The organism is Amycolatopsis samaneae, from assembly GCF_039541975.1.
Lineage (GTDB): Bacteria > Actinomycetota > Actinomycetes > Mycobacteriales > Pseudonocardiaceae > Amycolatopsis > Amycolatopsis samaneae.
The window spans coordinates 129,637-145,884 of the sequence record NZ_BAABHG010000017.1; the positions used below are offsets into that span (position 1 = coordinate 129,637).

At 62.5% G+C, this 16,248-nt stretch carries 19 protein-coding genes; 14 read left to right on the plus strand and 5 right to left on the minus strand.

Going from position 1 to position 16,248, the window contains the following annotated elements; translation table 11 throughout:
• Positions 1-250: 250 nt before the first annotated feature.
• Positions 251-877 (plus strand): helix-turn-helix domain-containing protein, encoded by a 627-nt coding sequence (locus tag ABD987_RS44650; protein ID WP_378273140.1) that lies wholly within the window; start codon positions 251-253, stop codon positions 875-877.
• On the opposite strand, the gene ABD987_RS36155 is transcribed toward ABD987_RS44650, so the two are convergent.
• The 3 genes from ABD987_RS36155 to ABD987_RS36165 form a co-directional block, all read right to left on the minus strand.
• A complete protein-coding gene (locus ABD987_RS36155) occupies positions 874-2,955 on the minus strand; it encodes a KAP family P-loop NTPase fold protein (protein ID WP_345404970.1) in 2,082 nt (693 codons plus the stop codon). The genes ABD987_RS44650 and ABD987_RS36155 overlap by 4 nt on opposite strands.
• A gap of 345 nt (positions 2,956-3,300) precedes the next feature.
• Positions 3,301-3,495 (minus strand): DUF397 domain-containing protein, encoded by a 195-nt coding sequence (locus tag ABD987_RS36160; RefSeq protein ID WP_345404973.1) that lies wholly within the window; start codon positions 3,493-3,495, stop codon positions 3,301-3,303.
• Between the two features lie 8 nt (positions 3,496-3,503).
• Positions 3,504-4,373 (minus strand): helix-turn-helix domain-containing protein, encoded by an 870-nt coding sequence (locus tag ABD987_RS36165; RefSeq protein WP_345404976.1) that lies wholly within the window; start codon positions 4,371-4,373, stop codon positions 3,504-3,506.
• Between the two features lie 277 nt (positions 4,374-4,650).
• Between ABD987_RS36165 and ABD987_RS36170 the strand changes: the two genes are divergently transcribed.
• The 4 genes from ABD987_RS36170 (at position 4,651) to ABD987_RS36185 (ending at position 6,265) form a co-directional block, all read left to right on the plus strand.
• The gene (locus tag ABD987_RS36170) at positions 4,651-4,875 is read left to right on the plus strand and encodes a hypothetical protein (protein ID WP_345404979.1); all 225 of its coding nucleotides are present in this window, start codon (positions 4,651-4,653) and stop codon (positions 4,873-4,875) included.
• A 5-nt stretch (positions 4,876-4,880) separates the two neighbouring features.
• Complete coding sequence (locus tag ABD987_RS36175) at positions 4,881-5,261, plus strand: helix-turn-helix domain-containing protein (RefSeq protein WP_345404982.1); 381 nt, start codon at positions 4,881-4,883, stop codon at positions 5,259-5,261.
• A complete protein-coding gene (locus ABD987_RS36180; RefSeq protein ID WP_345404985.1) occupies positions 5,258-5,551 on the plus strand; it encodes a hypothetical protein in 294 nt (97 codons plus the stop codon). Before ABD987_RS36175 ends, ABD987_RS36180 begins: the two co-directional genes overlap by 4 nt.
• Before the next feature lie 282 nt (positions 5,552-5,833).
• Positions 5,834-6,265 carry a hypothetical protein gene (locus ABD987_RS36185; RefSeq protein WP_345404988.1) on the plus strand — a complete coding sequence of 144 codons (432 nt, stop codon included), beginning with the start codon at positions 5,834-5,836 and terminating at the stop codon, positions 6,263-6,265.
• Positions 6,266-6,991: 726 nt separating this feature from the next.
• On the opposite strand, the gene ABD987_RS36190 is transcribed toward ABD987_RS36185, so the two are convergent.
• Complete coding sequence (locus ABD987_RS36190; protein WP_345404991.1) at positions 6,992-8,035, minus strand: hypothetical protein; 1,044 nt, start codon at positions 8,033-8,035, stop codon at positions 6,992-6,994.
• A gap of 312 nt (positions 8,036-8,347) precedes the next feature.
• On the opposite strand from ABD987_RS36190, the gene ABD987_RS36195 reads away from it, so the two are divergent.
• The 8 genes from ABD987_RS36195 (at position 8,348) to ABD987_RS36230 (ending at position 15,466) form a co-directional block, all read left to right on the plus strand.
• On the plus strand, positions 8,348-8,509 hold the full coding sequence (locus ABD987_RS36195) for a hypothetical protein (RefSeq protein WP_345404994.1): 162 nt from the start codon (positions 8,348-8,350) through the stop codon (positions 8,507-8,509).
• A gap of 76 nt (positions 8,510-8,585) precedes the next feature.
• A complete protein-coding gene (locus ABD987_RS36200) occupies positions 8,586-8,831 on the plus strand; it encodes a hypothetical protein (protein ID WP_345404997.1) in 246 nt (81 codons plus the stop codon).
• 21 nt (positions 8,832-8,852) lie between these two features.
• Complete coding sequence (locus ABD987_RS36205; protein ID WP_345405000.1) at positions 8,853-8,999, plus strand: hypothetical protein; 147 nt, start codon at positions 8,853-8,855, stop codon at positions 8,997-8,999.
• Positions 9,000-9,143: 144 nt separating this feature from the next.
• Positions 9,144-9,947 carry a hypothetical protein gene (locus ABD987_RS36210; protein ID WP_345405003.1) on the plus strand — a complete coding sequence of 268 codons (804 nt, stop codon included), beginning with the start codon at positions 9,144-9,146 and terminating at the stop codon, positions 9,945-9,947.
• Between the two features lie 248 nt (positions 9,948-10,195).
• Positions 10,196-10,711 carry an MT-A70 family methyltransferase gene (locus ABD987_RS36215; protein WP_345405007.1) on the plus strand — a complete coding sequence of 172 codons (516 nt, stop codon included), beginning with the start codon at positions 10,196-10,198 and terminating at the stop codon, positions 10,709-10,711.
• 609 nt (positions 10,712-11,320) lie between these two features.
• Positions 11,321-13,492, plus strand: a complete 2,172-nt coding sequence (locus ABD987_RS36220) for a type IV secretory system conjugative DNA transfer family protein (RefSeq protein WP_345405010.1) — start codon at positions 11,321-11,323, stop codon at positions 13,490-13,492.
• 124 nt (positions 13,493-13,616) lie between these two features.
• A complete protein-coding gene (locus ABD987_RS36225) occupies positions 13,617-14,429 on the plus strand; it encodes a replication-relaxation family protein (protein WP_345405013.1) in 813 nt (270 codons plus the stop codon).
• The gene (locus tag ABD987_RS36230) at positions 14,426-15,466 is read left to right on the plus strand and encodes a DNA-methyltransferase (RefSeq protein WP_345405016.1); all 1,041 of its coding nucleotides are present in this window, start codon (positions 14,426-14,428) and stop codon (positions 15,464-15,466) included. The genes ABD987_RS36225 and ABD987_RS36230 overlap by 4 nt, the downstream gene beginning before the upstream one ends.
• A gap of 12 nt (positions 15,467-15,478) precedes the next feature.
• On the opposite strand, the gene ABD987_RS36235 is transcribed toward ABD987_RS36230, so the two are convergent.
• Positions 15,479-15,712 (minus strand): hypothetical protein, encoded by a 234-nt coding sequence (locus ABD987_RS36235; protein WP_345405019.1) that lies wholly within the window; start codon positions 15,710-15,712, stop codon positions 15,479-15,481.
• 188 nt (positions 15,713-15,900) lie between these two features.
• Here ABD987_RS36235 and ABD987_RS36240 point away from each other — a divergent pair, with 188 nt between their 5' ends.
• Positions 15,901-16,224, plus strand: coding sequence for a hypothetical protein (locus tag ABD987_RS36240; protein WP_345405022.1), 324 nt, complete (start codon positions 15,901-15,903; stop codon positions 16,222-16,224).
• The last annotated feature ends 24 nt before the right edge of the window (positions 16,225-16,248 follow it).

Below are 16,248 nucleotides of genomic sequence, written 5' to 3' on the forward strand. Positions count from 1 at the left end.
ACCCGTCGGGCGGAGTCGTGCGCGCGTTCCGTAGCTGCGCTCGCGCCGTACCGTCGCGCCATCTGCGGAGTGGTTCAGCCGTTCGACAGCATGAGGTCGCCCTCCCTGCCTCCGTTGGCCAGAAAAAGTGTGCGACTGGAAGTGGTGACCAAGGTAGCGTGCGACGGCCTTGCCCGTGGTCGGGCTGAACGGCAACGCACCATGTCGATGTTCGCGATCTCGGCCAGACGGCCCCCCGATGCCCCACCGGATGCGAAGCGACCCCCGCGATCCCGACACCCCAATCGACCCCACGGAACCCCCTCAGGCCGCCAACAGTCACCAACCGCACCGTGGGGGTCCGGGGGGCTCGGCCCCCCGGGTACGACTACGAGGATTGCCCTGCGAGGCGCGCAGCGCGAGCAGGGTATGCCCAATCCGAGTCGGCCTCATTGAGGCCCTTAAGAACCCGTGTTACCGGGTTCGGAGGCTGCTTGACCTGGCAAAAGCCTGGCCTGAACAGCAAAAACTTGTTGTTGATCATGATACGCCCACTCGAACAGCTCGTCAACTTGAAGTTGACGACATAGATCGGCTGGTGGCCGCCTACGCCAAAGGGGCTACGGTGCACGAGCTGGCAGAGCGCTTCGGCATCCATCGGAGCACGGTTGGTCGGCATCTTCGCGCTCGAGGTGTCGATACCGTACCTCCGGGGCTGTGTCCGGCCGACGTGCCCGCGGCAGTCGAGCTTTACCGGTCGGGTTGGACCTATGCGCAGATCGCGGACAAGTTCGACGTAGGGGAGAGCACGGTCAGGGATCACCTCCACCGAGCTGGCGTTCCGAAGGCTGAGCGGTACGGGCGCACTGGCCGCAACTTGTCAAAGCCGAGCCGCTAGAAACGTTCGGGTCTCCAGCCCTCTGAGTACTTGCGCGCAAGATCAAGAACGCGGTTTGTAAGCTCGTGGTCGCCTGCAACGGTCTGTGCTGACTCGATGGCGTCACGTATCGCTGCCTCACTGCCGTAGACTTGCTCAAGTGCTTCCCAGCTGAGGCGAGGTTCGCGCGTGACCGCCCTGCTGTCCATCGCTTGAATTCGCGCCTCGCCGTAGGATTGCAGCAGGAGCGACAAGTTGAGTGTTGGCTCAGAAAAGAGGGCAGTCATAAAACCCTGCTCGTTCTCGGGTCTCTCCCGCGCCCAAAGTAGTATCCTGAACAGTCCTGGATCCTCGCGGATATCCGTGGCGACAACTTCTTGCAGTTGCCCGCTTAAGATGTCTTCGAGAACCTTGCCCCCTTCTTCTGATGCGAGCTTATGCCCAACATGCTCACGGTGGCCCACCATGTGGATAAGCTCAAGTTTCGAAGATAGCATTTCTACCTGAGGTAGTATCTGCTTCACCGCGTCTTCGACGGCAGCTGGATTATCGAGCCTCTGGAAGAGCCGTAGTACTACGCGCGTCACGACAAGACGGCCGTCGCTGAACGAGAACATGCCCCGGTCTCGCTCGGGCAACGTCGGCATGATGTTAAGAAGCACTGCGCTCGCGGGAACAACAGCCTCAACCGGATAGTCGCCTTCGAAAGTCTCCAGGCTGGTGATGACGTCCTCGCGGTTGGCAAGAGGTATCTCAGCAAATAGCGTTGCCAGTTGATCGGCATCGCTAAAAACGGCGAATGCACGTTCAGCATCGTTGAATGCGAGCAAATCATCACCGACAAGTTGCTCTAGATAGAGCGCCAGCATGTGTGGGTGTGCAAGCCGTCGATCCTTTAGCCACCGTTTCTGCCAGTCGGGGCCGTAGTTCGTGCCGCCTTGAAGGTACTGCTCTCCTGCCGGGAATATGCGGCGTATGAGTGCCTCGGCGACTTTCTCGTGGCCTGGAGAATCCTTAAGCATCGTACTAATGGCCGCCGTATGCGCTTCGCTTGGACGACTTCCAACGTGGATGCTTCTGGTTGTAGTCAGCGCGACCCGGTTGGTCGCCACGGCTCGGAACAAGTCTGGCGCAAATACTCGAACCGCCTCGAGGCCGAAGATATCTACAACTTCGACAGCGCCCTCAAGGCTGCGAAGGGTTCCCCGAATCGACGCCGCAAATCGACGAACGTCGCGCATGTTTCTCACGAGGGGATGGACTATTTCAAAAAGGACATCTGGCCAGCGGTCCTGGTCGAACCGTACTTCGCTGCTTATGTCGCTAAGGGCTCCATCAAGCGCGTTGGTGAGCTGCGAGATGAGGAGTTTGTCTGAGACTGCGGGTATATCTACCGAAGCCTGTACGATCTTCTCAAGATAATTTCGCCCGGTCAGGCCGTCTCCGGTTAGCGCCTGTTCGACTCGTTCGCGGTCGAAGGCAAGGAGGTAGATCACATTTGGAAAGCTGGCGGTCAAGCGCACGAGCTTAAATATATCCCTGATCTCGTTGCTGTCGAGGCGGTCGATGTCATCTATGACGACCACAAACGGATGCTCAAGCTCGGACAGCTTGTCAGCCAAGACGGCGCGCCGTTGTGTCACGCTCTGTTTGCGTCGCTCATGGAATTTCTTGATTGCCTTCGCGCTGCTTCCGAATCTGGCAACCCAAGGTCCAACAAACGGTACGACCCCAAGTGGGCTAAGCAGCTCGCCATACGCGTCCAGTTCGGAGGCGATCTTGCCCAGCTTGCCAGGTTTTTCTCCAAGCTGCGCTGAAAGTTCGGCGAAGAACGAGTCAACGAGCTGCTCCGTGCCGGAAAACATCCACGGGTTAAAGTCTAGTACCGCTAGTGCTGGGTTGTCGCCAAGGTTATGGCGAATCATGTTAATGAGCGACGTTTTTCCTGACCCCCATGGGCCAATTACGGCAAAAACGCTGCCCTCGCTGGTGTCGAGGTGACGCAACTCTACAGCCAAGTGTCGAGCCAGAGACGCGCGCCCAAGGGTGTCTTCAGCAGGATCTTTAATTGGGTTGTCGCCCGTAGTTGCCACTCCCATATTCAGCACACCCCTGCCCGTGTTGCCAACGTAAAAGCTTGTTGCCTGGTTATTGAAGAAACTAGCGCTTATCCATGAGTCCGCCGCGAAACGTCTCGGAGCGCCGCGAGGTAACGCGACGATGCTTCGTTCGTCGGGAGGCGGCGAACTGCCGTTACGAACCGAGACCTGTCGTTATCGTGCGGTAAGCAAGTAGTTACGCGCCCCGCCTGAACTCATCCGCGGCTGGCCGAACGGCTCGGGACCACTCTTCACCGAGTACGCCGCCGGCCTCGCCGCGAGGCTTCAGCTCCTCATCAAGAAGCCCCCGAGGCGAACCTTGGGGGCTTCTTGCGTTGTGTCCACCTACTTTTGTAGTGCCACCGTCTGGATAAAACTGGTCCAAGCCGCTGGTGAAGCGGCCAGTGTGCCGCCGTCACGGTCTTTGGTGTCACGCACGGCGGTTACGTCGCTGACAAAGGCCACCTCAACGCAGGCGCCATTACCGCTGGAACGTGAGCTCGTCCGCCAGACCGCCCCCGACAGATCGACTTCATTCATGAGTTTCCCTAGCCTCCCTTCTCGTGCTCGCCCGCCAGCTCGGCGACCAGAGCCGCCGAATCGTTCGGGCTCTTGGCCACCGCCACCAGGTGGTCGAAGATGGCGCGGTACCGGCTGATGTCCGCCTCCGACTCCAAGAACAAGTCCCCAGCCATCGAGTCGATGTAGATCAGGTCGGTATCCATCGGGTCGGCGAAGTCCATGAGGATGAACTGACCCGGCATCCCGGGATGAGCGCCCGCCTCGAACGGGATGACCTGCAGCGTCACGTTCGGCGCCGCCACCACTTCCGCCAGGTGCTGCAGCTGACGGCCCATCACGGCAGGGCCGCCCACCACCCGGCGCAAGGCGGCCTCATCGACGACGGCCCAGAACTTGAGCGGCGCGGCCTTGGTCAGGAGCGGCTGCCGCTCCAGGCGCGCCCGCACCCGGTCCTCAACCTGCTCCTCGGTAGCGGTCGGCAGCACCCCGCGGATGACGGCCCGGGCGTAGTCCTCGGTCTGGAGCAGACCCGGCAGGAACAACGACTCGTAGTTGCGAACGCCCTGCGCCTCGCTCTCGAAGCTGATGTAGGCGGTGTACTCCTCGGGCAGATCGGAGTGATACGGCCGCAACCAGCCCTGGACACTGGCATCCTTCAAGAGCGCCAGCAGATATTCGCGCTGGGCCGGGTCGACCTCGTACAGGTTGAGCAACGCCATGAGCGTGCGCTTCTGCGGCTTGGCCTTGGCGGTCTCGATCCGGTAGAGCGTGACGCTGTTGATACCGGTCTGGTCGCTGACTTCTTCGCGGCTCATATCAGCGCTGGCGCGAAGTCGACGCAGCTCAGCCGCCATCCGGCGCAACCGGACAGACGGTGTCTGCTTCTTCGGTGCCACGGTCTCGATCCTTCCTCACCCCTTCGGTTGGGGCCACGTCAGTGTGGCCAGGACTGCACGGCTTGCTCAAGCCGGGGTACGAACGCAACCTAGTAAAACGCAATGTTGCGTTCGCCGGATTGCGGGGGCATGATTGCACGCGGGACGGGCGGTGGCGTCCTCGCTACCCACCGCGACCGACCCAAGCGGCCGGGCCGGGTGGCGGTCTCCCCGACGCACGTCACCCGGCCCGGCCGTCCACTCAAAGTCGTGCGACACGGAAGTAGGCGATGCGGCCATGACCACCGACGTACCGGTCAGCCCAGTCCAGCCCTGGCAGAAGAACCGGCTGTCGCCGCTGGCCGAACCGCGGCTGCCAGAACCGGCCCAGCTGTACAGCCTCATCACGCTGACGCTGCGACTCCATGCCGCTGCCCTGACCGGCCTGGCCTGCCGGTGGTGCGGCGAGGACTGGCCCTGTCCTGACGTGCGGCTGGCCTGGCGCTTGCGGGAAGGGTTCTAAGCCTCGTGCCCACGATCTCGCCGACGAACCCGCCACGGGTGCTGCCGACGATTACCCGGCTGCATGTCTTGTGCCTGCTCAGCCAGCACGAATGGCGGCGTCACCAGTACTTGTGTCAGGCCACGGGCAGTACGAAGGACCAGTTCCGGCGCCATCTGGACGTCTTGCTGAGCGGCGGCTACGTCACGGCCAGCCGGGGTCGCGGCCGGGCCTGCCTGCTCCGGCTGACGCCGTTCGGCGCCCAGCAGCGCGACCGGTACCTGGCGATGTTGGGCGCCTTGTTCCACCACGCGGCCCAGCAAACCGCCGTGGCTCGGGTGGCCCGGCCGGACTGGTTCGTGACCGTAGACGACCCGACCGACCCGTTGCCCAAGGCGAAGCCATGAGCCGCCACACCGGAGAGCTGCCAGCGTCGCTCGGTCAGGACGCCTCGACTCCCGTCACCAACCTCGAAGCCAAGATCGCCCTGCTCAATCGCGTCGTCAACGCGGTGACCAACGACCTGTACGACCGCATCGACGCGGGCGAACTGGACGACAATATGCGCCGCGAGTTTCGCGGCCTCGGGCTGTACGTGCTGGAGATTGGCGTGTGTCTGGCGCTCCAAGGGCAGCTGGGTCTCGCCGAACTGGAACAGGTTCTCACCACGCTGGCGGGTGAGCCTGGTGACGAATGAGCCGCCCGCCGTGACCGAAGCGGTGTTGTACATCGACACCAGCGCCTTGTATCCGGTGGTGGGTGACACCTGGCACCGGGCCCGACTGACTCGTGTTCCGGAACCGGACGAGCAGCTGACGATGTTGTGCGGCCTTTCGGCCTCAGCCGCCTTTGCGCACGTCAGCAAGCGTGACGCTTTCCGGGTGCCCCGACAATGTTGGGATTGCGAGCGGATTTTCCGCCGGGAGCACGGCTTTCCACCGCCGCCCAGCCCGCCGACGGCCACACATCGCCGGGAGCCATGAACCCGGTCGGCGGATATCTGGTCGTGCTTGGGGGTCTGCTCCTGCTCTACGGCTTGGCCGCCCTGGTGATCCGGCGGTACGCCCGCGATACGGGCCGTCACGCTGACGCGGATGGGGTGTCGGTCCAGGCCATCCGGGCTCGAGTCCAGCGCGAGCGGTTCCACGAGCAGCTGACCGGCGCTGACACGGAGGTCTTGCCGGTGACGCCCGAGCCGGCCGGGGCCGATGAGCCGCCAACGGAGCCGCTGTCCCTGCCGAAGCGGGCGCGTCGCTACGTGCAACCGACGCCGTATCCGCGGACGCCGGTGAAGCGGCCGAGTCTGGAGCTGAAACGGCGAGTGCTGGAAGGACTCGAGCATCTGGATGAGCCGGACGAGCAGCCCGGCCAGGAGCTGCCGGAGTCGGACTTGCCGCCCGGGGACGGATGAAGCTGGACGGAAAGCGGGTCTTGAAACCCCACGTCGAACCGAGTCTGACGTGGGGTTTCTCCGTGGTCGACGGTCCGGCCACGGTATCCTGGTGATGCGCGGCGAGCTCGGCGCCGCGCGTTTGTAACATTGCTTCCGAGCACAATGTCAAATAAATAGAGCCGCCTAGTTAAACCAGACGGCTCACTTGCCAGGACCGAAATCTCTGACAGAACTAACTGGCGTATCGAGATCGCCGCCAATCGGAGTACATTTCCCTAAAACTTTCCCCGGATAGAAACTCCCAGAACGTGCTGTCTTCACCCGATTCAGGCACGTTAATCTGAATTATCGTATACTCGTCAGGCTCGCCGTCAGGATTCGTAAGAATTCGCCTGTGCTGCGGGTTTGATATGCACAACGACAAATACGTCAACATGACTGACACAGCAACAGAATAGTCGTCTCCGAATGCATCAAAACCATCATCCCAGAGCCAACCCCTGAACGCCCCCTGCAGCGTCGAGAAAGATCCTTGGTTGCCAAACCGACTCATCCATGATTCGAACAATTCAACAAGCACGCCGACATCTCTGGCATGCCCTCCACATCCACTTGCCACGTTTTCTCCATGGCTAAGATATGTGTATCTCACAGATCCGCCCAGCGTCTCTTGATCAAGACTCAAGAAATACTGGGCAAACCCGTGTTCTTGCTTATTTTAAAACCAATTAAACCTACCGTCAATCAGAAGCTGCTAAACGTGGCGGTTACATGATTTCCTGGCGGCAAGTTAATGACGGTCTTACTGATTTGATACCACTCGTACCGGAGGTCTTCCAGAAATCCCATAATCTCCTTTATCAGCCCATGAAAGACGCAATCATTAACCGATGCTGAACCAGTTAGGCACTCGCAGGTTTCCTCAAGCGCTTGGAAGCGACGAAAAACGGAGCGCCCCTTAGCTTCCTCCCTTAGTAGACGAGAGAACTTCTTAAAGCTCTCCCCCAACGGACCATCAAGCTTCCGTCGCCCTTGACTAATCAACGAATGAGTCAGCCATTCAGCGTCCGCTTTTGTCAGTTGCAGTCTATCTCGGAGTCCATCAGGAGTAGCCCAAGAAATCGTACGACATCGAGCCAAAAGGCTATAAGTAGGGACTTCGTGTCCACTTAAATCAAGCTCTGATCCGAGAATATATAGCCTGCCTAGCTCATAAAGAGCACACTCAAGCAGGTCTGGAAGATCAAGGACATCGAGAGTTGTCGCGACGACAGTTTCGCCCTCGTCGTTATCTTTCTTATTCAGGTACTCCGCCATAAATGCGGCAAACGTCTCAGCCGGAATTGAAATCTGAAAGAATCTTCTGAAACGGTTTCGCCAAGCAAAATTCAGCTGATCGATTTCCGTTTCCTCGCCATGACCACTGCCATAGGAACCGGATGAAAGCATCTGCTCCCAGTCCAGCAGTGCGGCAACCATAGGCGGCAATATTTCACGCTCATACACTCGCCGCTTGAAGTTGGCATCTGAAATATCACGCGTACGACCAACTTCAACTGCCAAATTTGCCTGGTAATAAACTCGAGCACTTCGCCAACGTAATTTGGTGTCGTAAGCTTTCGTGCGCGATACGCCAAACAGAAGCTTCCTGACCTCAACATAGTGTGCCGCGTATAGCTCCAGGTCAAAGTTGGCAGATTTGTAAGCAGCTTGTTCTATTGCAATACTAACAGTCTCAAGATTCCACTCCTCTGGTCTGTCAACACTCTCATCTGCCTGATTTGCCATCTTTTGGCATGCTCGATGCACATGAGTCAGACGAGCTAACGCCTTCCGCTCGCGGCAATGAGACGACGAAAGACTCTTACCCTTTTCAACTATCTTACGTAGATCGTTATCCAACTCCTTCTCTAGCTCGGACAGATAGGCGCCATGTCTGTCTTGATCTTGTCCTGACTTCATACTCGCTGTCCCGGGTTTGTCCCAATCTGCATGCCATAGTCGTTCATATCAGGCAAAACGCCTGGTCGGCAAGGTAACTAATCGAGATCAAGGAGCCCAGATGTCCCGGGACACCACCACCAGCACGGGGAGGCCGGCGTGAACGCCACGCTCTACTCCTACCTCCTCACGGCCGTGCTCGCGTCACTGCTGACGCTGCTGCCGACGGTGTGGTACTTCCGCCGCAAGCAGCGAGAAGCCGACCAGCGGCTGGCAAAGCAGCTGCGCGCGGCTTCGTGCGGGCGCTGCAATCGTCCGTAGCTGGGTGTCGGTGGGCGGTGGGCCGGGCAGCCCGGCCCACCGCGGTTCCCCGGAAAAGGAAAGGAGGTACAAGCTCATGCGCAACCGCTTCGGCCCGGTGCTCGGGCGGGTGGCCGGGATTATCGGCGGGCTGTTAGCTCTCGGGCTGGTGCTCCGGCTGCTGGTGGGGATTTTGCAACCGGTGTTGCCGGGTCAGCTCATGACGGCGCTGGTGGCGGGCTTCGATCTGTTCGTCAGCCTGATCGCTCCAGCCCTCATCCCCATCATCGCGGTGGCCGTGGCGGCGGCCATCGGGTGGATCATCCTCGGATTTCGGCGGTAAGGAACAAGTCACGAAAGGTAGGTGTCGCGTAACGTGCTGTTTATCCTGCTTCTGCTCCCGTTTCTGCTCATCGGCCTGATCTGTGCCAGCGCGCAGCTGGCGGTCATCGTCTGGCCGGTCGCCATCATTGTGCTGATCGTCTTAATTGTCATCAAGCTCGCGAAGTAGTCCGCGAGCGCTTGTAGCCACGGTGATGTGGCGTTTTTCTTCTCATCCCGCTTGATACGGAGTCGGTGAGTGGGTGCCGCACGCCCATTCGCCGATTCCTCCAGCCCTTTTTCAAATTCTCCCACTTGAAAGCTGAGGTACCCCATGCCGACGTACTCCCACTCTGACCCGGACGAGCCGACCGGCGATCTGGTGCCGACTTCGGGTTCGGCCCCGACCGACGCCCACCTGGCCACCAATGCGTTGCTGGCGCGGGTGCTCTTGGAGGTTGCCCGGCGGCGCGGGGATGAGCTGCCCGGCTTGACGGAGACGCTTCAAGACCAGGTGCTCATCACCTGCGGCGGGACGGCCAGCCGGGTCTACGGCTGGTTCGACGCGGAAGCCTGGCAGCACGGTGACCGGCCAGTGCACGAACTGTTCGTCAACGCCTGTTTTTCTGACCGGCCACCGGATATCAGCCCGACGGAGAACGTCATGACGACGCTGCTGCACGAGGCCTGCCATGTGTACGCGGCGGCCGAAGGTATTAAGGACACCTCCCGGCAGGAGCGGTATCACAACCGGCGGTTCGCCCAGCTCGCCGTCCAGATCGGGCTGGTGGTCGTACCGGACCAGCGCATCGGGCATCACACGCCGCGGCTGTCCGCCCGGGGCCAGGCCGACTACGCCGATCTGCTGGTCGAACTTGGTCAGGGCCTGGTGATTCAGCGGACCCCGCCGCCGCTCCAGCCTCGAGAGCCGGCCGGGACACCTGGCAACTCCCTCAGCCAACCGTCTCCGGAGACCGCCCCGCCGGCGACGGCGTCGAAGTACGTCTTCGCCGCCTGCAGCTGCCAGGTGGGCCGAGGCCCGGTGACGATCCGGGTGGCGCGGGGTGGTTGGCGACCGGGTGTCATCCGCTGCGGGGTGTGTCAGCGCTCATTTGACGAGTCTCGGTCAACCACGTAACCGGCCTTCCGCCAGGAAGGGCCACGGCGCGGGGTCGCCGAATCACGACTCCAGGCCCACGTGCTCACGACCGATTCCGTTCCACCCCAACCACAAAGGAGGTATCCCATGCCCAGACGCACGAGAAAGCAGCTCGTTGAGGCGAGTGGTAATGAAGACGTGGCCCGCGCGGAGCGCGAGCAGACCTGCCGAGAGCTGGTCCGCGAGCTGCATGGGCAGTGGCGGCAGCTCCAGAAGGGAGCGGCCCATTGACCAGCAAGCAGCCATACCGCACCATCCTGGCAGATCCACCCTGGGGCCGGTCCTCTCAGTGCGGCCAGCGTGGAGCAGACCGCCACTATCCGCTGATGTCACTGGAGGCGATTCGGGCATTGCCGGTCGGACAACTGGCTGCCGAAGACGCACACTTGTGGTTGTGGGTGACCAATCACGACTGGCGCGAACAAGTCACGGTCATGGAAGCCTGGGGGTTTACGTACAAGAGCTGCCTGACGTGGATCAAGCCGTATTTTCGACTTGGCCGATACTTGCGCAACCAGACGGAACACCTCTTGCTTGGCACCCGAGGGGCGGCTCCGATCCAGTTTCGCGGTCAGGGCACCTGGTTCTATGCCCCGTCACAAGAACACAGTCACAAGCCGGAAGAGCAGTACGCCATTATCGAGCGGTGCTCACCGGGACCGTACCTTGAGCTATTCGCCCGGCGACCGCGACCGGGTTGGCAGGTCTGGGGGAATGAGGTGGCGTGTGATGTGGAGCTGTAACCCGCGTGGCGGACTGCCGCCACGTCGTTCACCTCAAGCTCCACCCTCGCTTGTGACCACGCTTTCAAGCCGCGATTTTGGCAGCATAACCATCTTTGTCGCTATATTAACAGATGTTTTGCCATCTTTCGTCAGGCGTTTAGTCAAGCCGCGTAGCGGATGTTCGGCTTATGTCCGTCATTCGGTCCATGGTTTCTGGCCTACACGCTAGTGAATAATACAAAAGCCTGAGCCGCCGCCAGGCGAAGAACATGCAAGATCGACGACGAAATCTTCTTGCGTGCAACTCTCGCCAGCGGCAGAGCTCAGGTGATTACACAACAGCAAGCCTCGAATCCGAGGAATGCCGCGCGTCCTTATTTTTACGCGCCTGGTGCCGCGCGTCAAGCGTTGCCAGCGTGGTTCGTGCGGCCTCCTGCCTGGTGTTCGAGTTCATCCGAGAGGAGGGCCTATGTCCGAGTCAGCATCAGAAAAACGAATGGTGGTTACGGCCCAGGAGCGGGCGCACCCCGCGCTCCAGAAACTGGCGCGGGCGGCAATTGCCCTTGCTCGGTTGGAGCTGCGCCGCCCGCGGCCGGAGGTGACACCGGCTGACCAGGAGGGCCCGCGATGATGGAACTCTCCTGGTACAACGCCGTTCCGCCGCGTGACGCCACGCTCGCTGGCCTAACGGCCATGATGCGGGTGCTGGCCGGGCGGCCCCATCATGGTCTGCGGCAAGTCCAACCACTGGTGGTGTTCGAGGTTTGGGTTCAGCCGGAGCGGGTGCGCTGGCTCGTCGGCATCGAGCCGCGGATTGCCCGGACCCTGCCCGGGGAACTGGTGGCGCAACTGCCGGGCCTGGTGCTGACGCCTACCGCCACGCCAGAGCGCCCGGCGCCGATCACGGCGCGAGAAATTCGCATAACCAGCCTGGTTCACCCGCTGCGACTCGATACGGCCCAGGCCGTGACGGCCGGACTGGTGCGACTGCGTGACGTAGTCCGGTCCGGTGAGGCCGTGGTGGTGCAGTTCGTCGTGGGCCCGAGTCAGCGGGCTACGCAGGTGCCGATCAAGCAAACGACCTCGGAGTGGCTGGGGTTTCAGCCGCTCCGTCAGCCCAGCGGTGAGGAACAACGCGGCTGGGCGACCCGCCTGAAGGAACCCCTGCTCGGGGTCCGCGGCCGGATCGGCGGCGTCGCCCCCAATCCACGGCGGGCAGGCGAACTCTTGCGCCCGGCGGTCTCGGCCTTGGGACTGGCCAGCGGTTCCCACTCGCGGGTGTATGCCTCGCCGCAGTCGAGCCGCACCGCCGACCAACTGACCCGCGTCATGGGTCGCGTCCGGTCGTTCTCAAGCATCGCCAACGCCAGTGAGCTGGCCGCGTTGTCCGGCTGGTGCCTGTCGGGTCTGGACGTAGCGGAGGCCGCGGGCAACTTCGCGCCACCGCCGCCCAGTTTGCTTCGGCCGGTCACGGCCGGACCGCCCCGTGGGGCAGCGCGGCCGTTGGGTGTGAGCCCGCATCCAGCCGCCGAAGGTTCTGCGGTGTGGTTGCCGCGCTCAAGCTACGGCACCCACGTCCACCTCATCGCGCCCACCGGCGCGGGCAAATCAACCTTGCTGGCTCATTGGGTCACGGCCGAGGCCGCTGCCGGCGGTTCGCTGGTCGTCATCGAGCCACGCGGAGATCTCGTCCAAGATGTACTTTCCCGGCTGCCACAGTCGCGTCACGACGACGTGGTGGTGATTGACCCTGGCGCGGATGGCCCGGTGACAAGCTTCAACCCGCTCGCCGGGCCACGGGACGACGCTGAGCGCCGGGCCGACAGCGTCCTAGCGCTGCTGCGCGAACTATTCGGTTCGGCCGTGGGACCGCGCAGCGGGGATGTTTTGCTGCACGCACTTTACCTCGCGTCCCGTTTGGACGACGGCGGGCTGACCGATATTCCAGCCCTGCTGCTGAATCCGAGCTTTCGGCGCTCGGTGGCCGCGAAGGTTAGCGACCCGCTGACGCTGGCACCGTGGCTCGCCTGGTTCGACAACCTCAGCGATCCCGAACGGGCCCAAGTGGTCCAGCCGGTCTTAAACAAGGTTCGCCCCTGGACGGCTCGCCCGGCCATTCGCCGCCTCCTCGGCGCCACCAACCCGAAGTTCGATCTGGCCCAGGTCTTCAACCGGCCGACCATCCTGCTCGTGAACCTGAATGCTGGAACCATCGGGCCAGAAACGACAAAACTTGTCGGCAGCCTGCTGCTAGACCAAATCTGGAACCTCTGCCAGCACCAAACCACCTTGCCCGCATCCAGTCGCCGCCCCGTGTCGGTGTTCGCTGACGAATGGCAAACCTTCACCGCCGGTTTGGATTTCGCGGATGTTCTGGCCCGCAGCCGCGGGGCCAATGTCACTTGGACGTTGGCGCACCAAGACCTGGGGCAGTTGAGCACCAGCCTGCGGGCGGCAGTACTAGCCAATGTCGGCACCCGGGTGGCATTCCGACCGGCCGAAGGCGACGGTGCTGCCCTGGCCCGGGTGTTCGGCGCCCCCATCACACCGGATGATCTGGAACGGCTCGGTGCCTTCCGCGCGGCGGCCCGGGTCCTGGTGAACGGCGCTCCTAGCCGAACGTTTGAAGTCGTCACCCCACCCCTGCCGGATGCCACGGCTGACCCGGACGAGCTGCGCCGAACCAGTGCTGAGCGCTACGGCATCGACCCGGCCGCGCTGGATGCGGAGTTGCTCCATCGCTGGCAGGGCGGTGATCCACCAGCCGCACCGGTCGGCCTGCGGAGGGCTGGCCAATGAGGCGGCCGGACTCCCTCACGAGGGCTACCGCTGGGCCTACCGCTCGCGTCGAGCCCGCAATGTCCCGACGTGCGGGGATTTCGGATAGCCGCCCTGGACTCTCTGCCGCTCAAGGAGTGTTCCAATGAGCGGCCGCGAACGAGCCCGGCGGCTAGCCCCTGACCTGAGCGACCGTGATCTCGCGATCCTCCAGGCGCTACGAGACATGCGCCTCATGACGGGCGCTCAGCTCGGCCGACTGCATGTCTCGGCGGCTACTCCGACAACGCAGGCTCGCAAGACGCGCGCGGTCTTGCAGCGGTTGACCCGGCTGGGGCTCCTCATCCGATTGGAGCGTCGCATTGGCGGCATACGGTCGGGCAGTGACGGGATGATCTATGGCCTGTCCGGGCTTGGGCATGCGGTGCTCGACCTGGGTCAGGAGACCGCTCGGCGGCATCGCCGACGACTTGAGGGCAAGCCACCGTTTCAAGATCACGTGCTAGCGGTCGCTGAAACCTACGTGCAGCTGGTCGAGCGGACTCGCACCGGCCGAGCCGAGCTGTTGGAATTCGCCGCCGAACCGCGGTGCTGGCGACGCTTCAATGGCATGGCGGGCGATCTGGTGATCTTGAAACCCGACGGCTTCGTGCGGGTTGAAGTAGGCGACTACGAGATCAGCGCGTTCCTCGAAGTGGACCGCGACACCGAGAACATGACCCGGATCGCCCGCAAGCTGGACGCCTACCGCGCCTACTTCAACAGCGGCACGGAGCAAGAGCGCTTCGGCGTGTTCCCGAAAACCTGGTGGCTGGTCCCACGTCCGGCCCGTGCCGAGGCGCTCGCTCGCCAGCTTGCCCGACTCCCCAATGAACACCAAGCCCTGTTCACGGTCTGCCTTGCCAGCGACGCGGCCGACCGGCTCATCGAAGTCCCCACCGAAGGAGGTGCCCGATGATCCCTACCCCCAACCTCCCCCTCGGGCACATCCTCATTGGCGACGTCCGCCAGCGCTTGGCCGAACTGCCGGATGCCTGTGTGGACACCATCATCACGTCGCCACCGTATTTCGCGCTCCGGGATTACGGTCACGGCGACCAGATCGGGGCCGAAGCCACGGTCGAAGCCTGGGCGGCCGAGATCGCGGCGGTCTGCGACCAACTGGCCCGGGTGTTGGTACCGACCGGCTCACTGTTTTTGAACCTGGCGGATGGCTACAGCCGCCACAAAACGGAAGGCACGGCCAAGAAGAGCTTGCTGTTGGGGCCGCAACGGGTGGCCCTGCGGCTAACCCGCTCGGGCTGGCTGCTACGCAACCAAATTGTTTGGCACAAACCCAATCCGCTGCCAACGAGCGTTCGTGACCGCTTCGCTACCACCCATGAGTTCGTCTACTTCTTCACCCGCCAACCCAATTACTACTTTGACTTGGACCAGGTACGAATTCCGGCCAAGACGCCTGCCACCGGCCCCACGGGCGCCATCGCGAAGGCTTCGTTGCCAAGGGATGCGGTGCCGAATCTGGGCGGTGGCACCAGTCCCCGGGTGGATCTCAACCACGGCCTGGCCGGGATGAAGTCAGCGGGGCTGGCCAGTCATCCCCGGGGCAAGAATCCGGGCGACTGCTGGGAAATCCCGACTGCCAGCTACCACGGCGGCCACTTCGCCACGTTTCCGGTCCAGCTGATCCGGCGGCCGATCTTGGCCGCCTGCCCGGAACGGGTCTGCACCGCGTGCGACCGGCCGTGGCGGCGCGCTGCCCAGCTCCATGACGGCCGCTGGCTGGCCACGGGCCCCTTGCGACCAGTCTGCCCACACTCGGACTGGCGGCCCGGTCGGGTCCTCGATCCCTTCATGGGGGCCGGGACCGTGGCGATTGCCGCCGAAACCTACGGCCGCGACTGGATCGGGCTGGAACTCAACGCCACCTACGCCGAGCTGGCCGAACAGCGGCTGGCCGCCTGGCGGGCGAAGCAGGGTGGGGCGGCGTCATGACACGGTCCTGGGTTAGAACTCAAACGTGTGGTCTGCGTCGTCGTGCTCAGGGGCCATAGTCACGGCTACGCCGCGCGCCGAGGCGTAGACCAGCGCCGTGTACAGCAATTCAGGTTCCCGGTAGAACGCTTGTAGCGTCAAAATGAGCTGAGTATTCTCCGCCCGAGCTCCGGTCACGGCTTTGATGAAACTCTTAGCGTTGTGACGACGCAAAATGTCTTCCAGATGCGACAGGTCTGAAGTCATGAAAGATTCCTTTACTTACGGTGAATAACATAGCACTTCGACAACTCTGTGACCATGAGAGCAAGTTTTTCAGGGCTCCCGACCCGCGCCTGCCTCATCGGTGACCTGTGGTCGCTCATCTCCAAGCTCCCAGCGCATCCGGCGCGGGACATGGGCGACCACAACAACACTGAGGAGGCAGGTCAACCATGACCGACCCCAATGGCAAGGGCGTCAAGACACTTGGCCTGAAAGTGGGCTCCGAACTCCACGCCCAGTTCACGCTTGTGGCTCAGCTCGACGGCATTTCGTTGAACGACGCGGCCCTCAAGGCCGTGGAGCTGTACGTCGAGACGAAACGGTCGGAGCCGGACTTCGCCCAGCGAGCCTCGGCCGCACTGGAGGCGATTGAAGCGGAAGCCGCGGCCCGACGGGGCGCCATTCAGGGCCTGTTTGGCACCGGCTCGGATGAGGTTGCCGAGGCGGCCAAGTCGGCGGGCGGCCGGAGTCGCAAGACGGCCACGACTGAATAACTCTTCACGGTGACGGGTGGCGGC

Coding starts and splice junctions, on each gene's coding strand:
- ABD987_RS36225 (WP_345405013.1), top strand. CDS start 13,617: ATGAGCGGCCGCGAACGAGCCCGGCGGCTAGCCCCTGACCTGAGCGAC.
- ABD987_RS36180 (WP_345404985.1), top strand. CDS start 5,258: ATGAGCCGCCACACCGGAGAGCTGCCAGCGTCGCTCGGTCAGGACGCC.
- ABD987_RS36170 (WP_345404979.1), top strand. CDS start 4,651: ATGACCACCGACGTACCGGTCAGCCCAGTCCAGCCCTGGCAGAAGAAC.
- ABD987_RS36210 (WP_345405003.1), top strand. CDS start 9,144: ATGCCGACGTACTCCCACTCTGACCCGGACGAGCCGACCGGCGATCTG.
- ABD987_RS44650 (WP_378273140.1), top strand. CDS start 251: ATGCGAAGCGACCCCCGCGATCCCGACACCCCAATCGACCCCACGGAA.
- ABD987_RS36220 (WP_345405010.1), top strand. CDS start 11,321: ATGATGGAACTCTCCTGGTACAACGCCGTTCCGCCGCGTGACGCCACG.
- ABD987_RS36235 (WP_345405019.1), bottom strand. CDS start 15,712: ATGACTTCAGACCTGTCGCATCTGGAAGACATTTTGCGTCGTCACAAC.
- ABD987_RS36155 (WP_345404970.1), bottom strand. CDS start 2,955: ATGGGAGTGGCAACTACGGGCGACAACCCAATTAAAGATCCTGCTGAA.
- ABD987_RS36200 (WP_345404997.1), top strand. CDS start 8,586: ATGCGCAACCGCTTCGGCCCGGTGCTCGGGCGGGTGGCCGGGATTATC.
- ABD987_RS36190 (WP_345404991.1), bottom strand. CDS start 8,035: ATGGCAAATCAGGCAGATGAGAGTGTTGACAGACCAGAGGAGTGGAAT.
- ABD987_RS36160 (WP_345404973.1), bottom strand. CDS start 3,495: ATGAATGAAGTCGATCTGTCGGGGGCGGTCTGGCGGACGAGCTCACGT.
- ABD987_RS36240 (WP_345405022.1), top strand. CDS start 15,901: ATGACCGACCCCAATGGCAAGGGCGTCAAGACACTTGGCCTGAAAGTG.
- ABD987_RS36185 (WP_345404988.1), top strand. CDS start 5,834: ATGAACCCGGTCGGCGGATATCTGGTCGTGCTTGGGGGTCTGCTCCTG.
- ABD987_RS36230 (WP_345405016.1), top strand. CDS start 14,426: ATGATCCCTACCCCCAACCTCCCCCTCGGGCACATCCTCATTGGCGAC.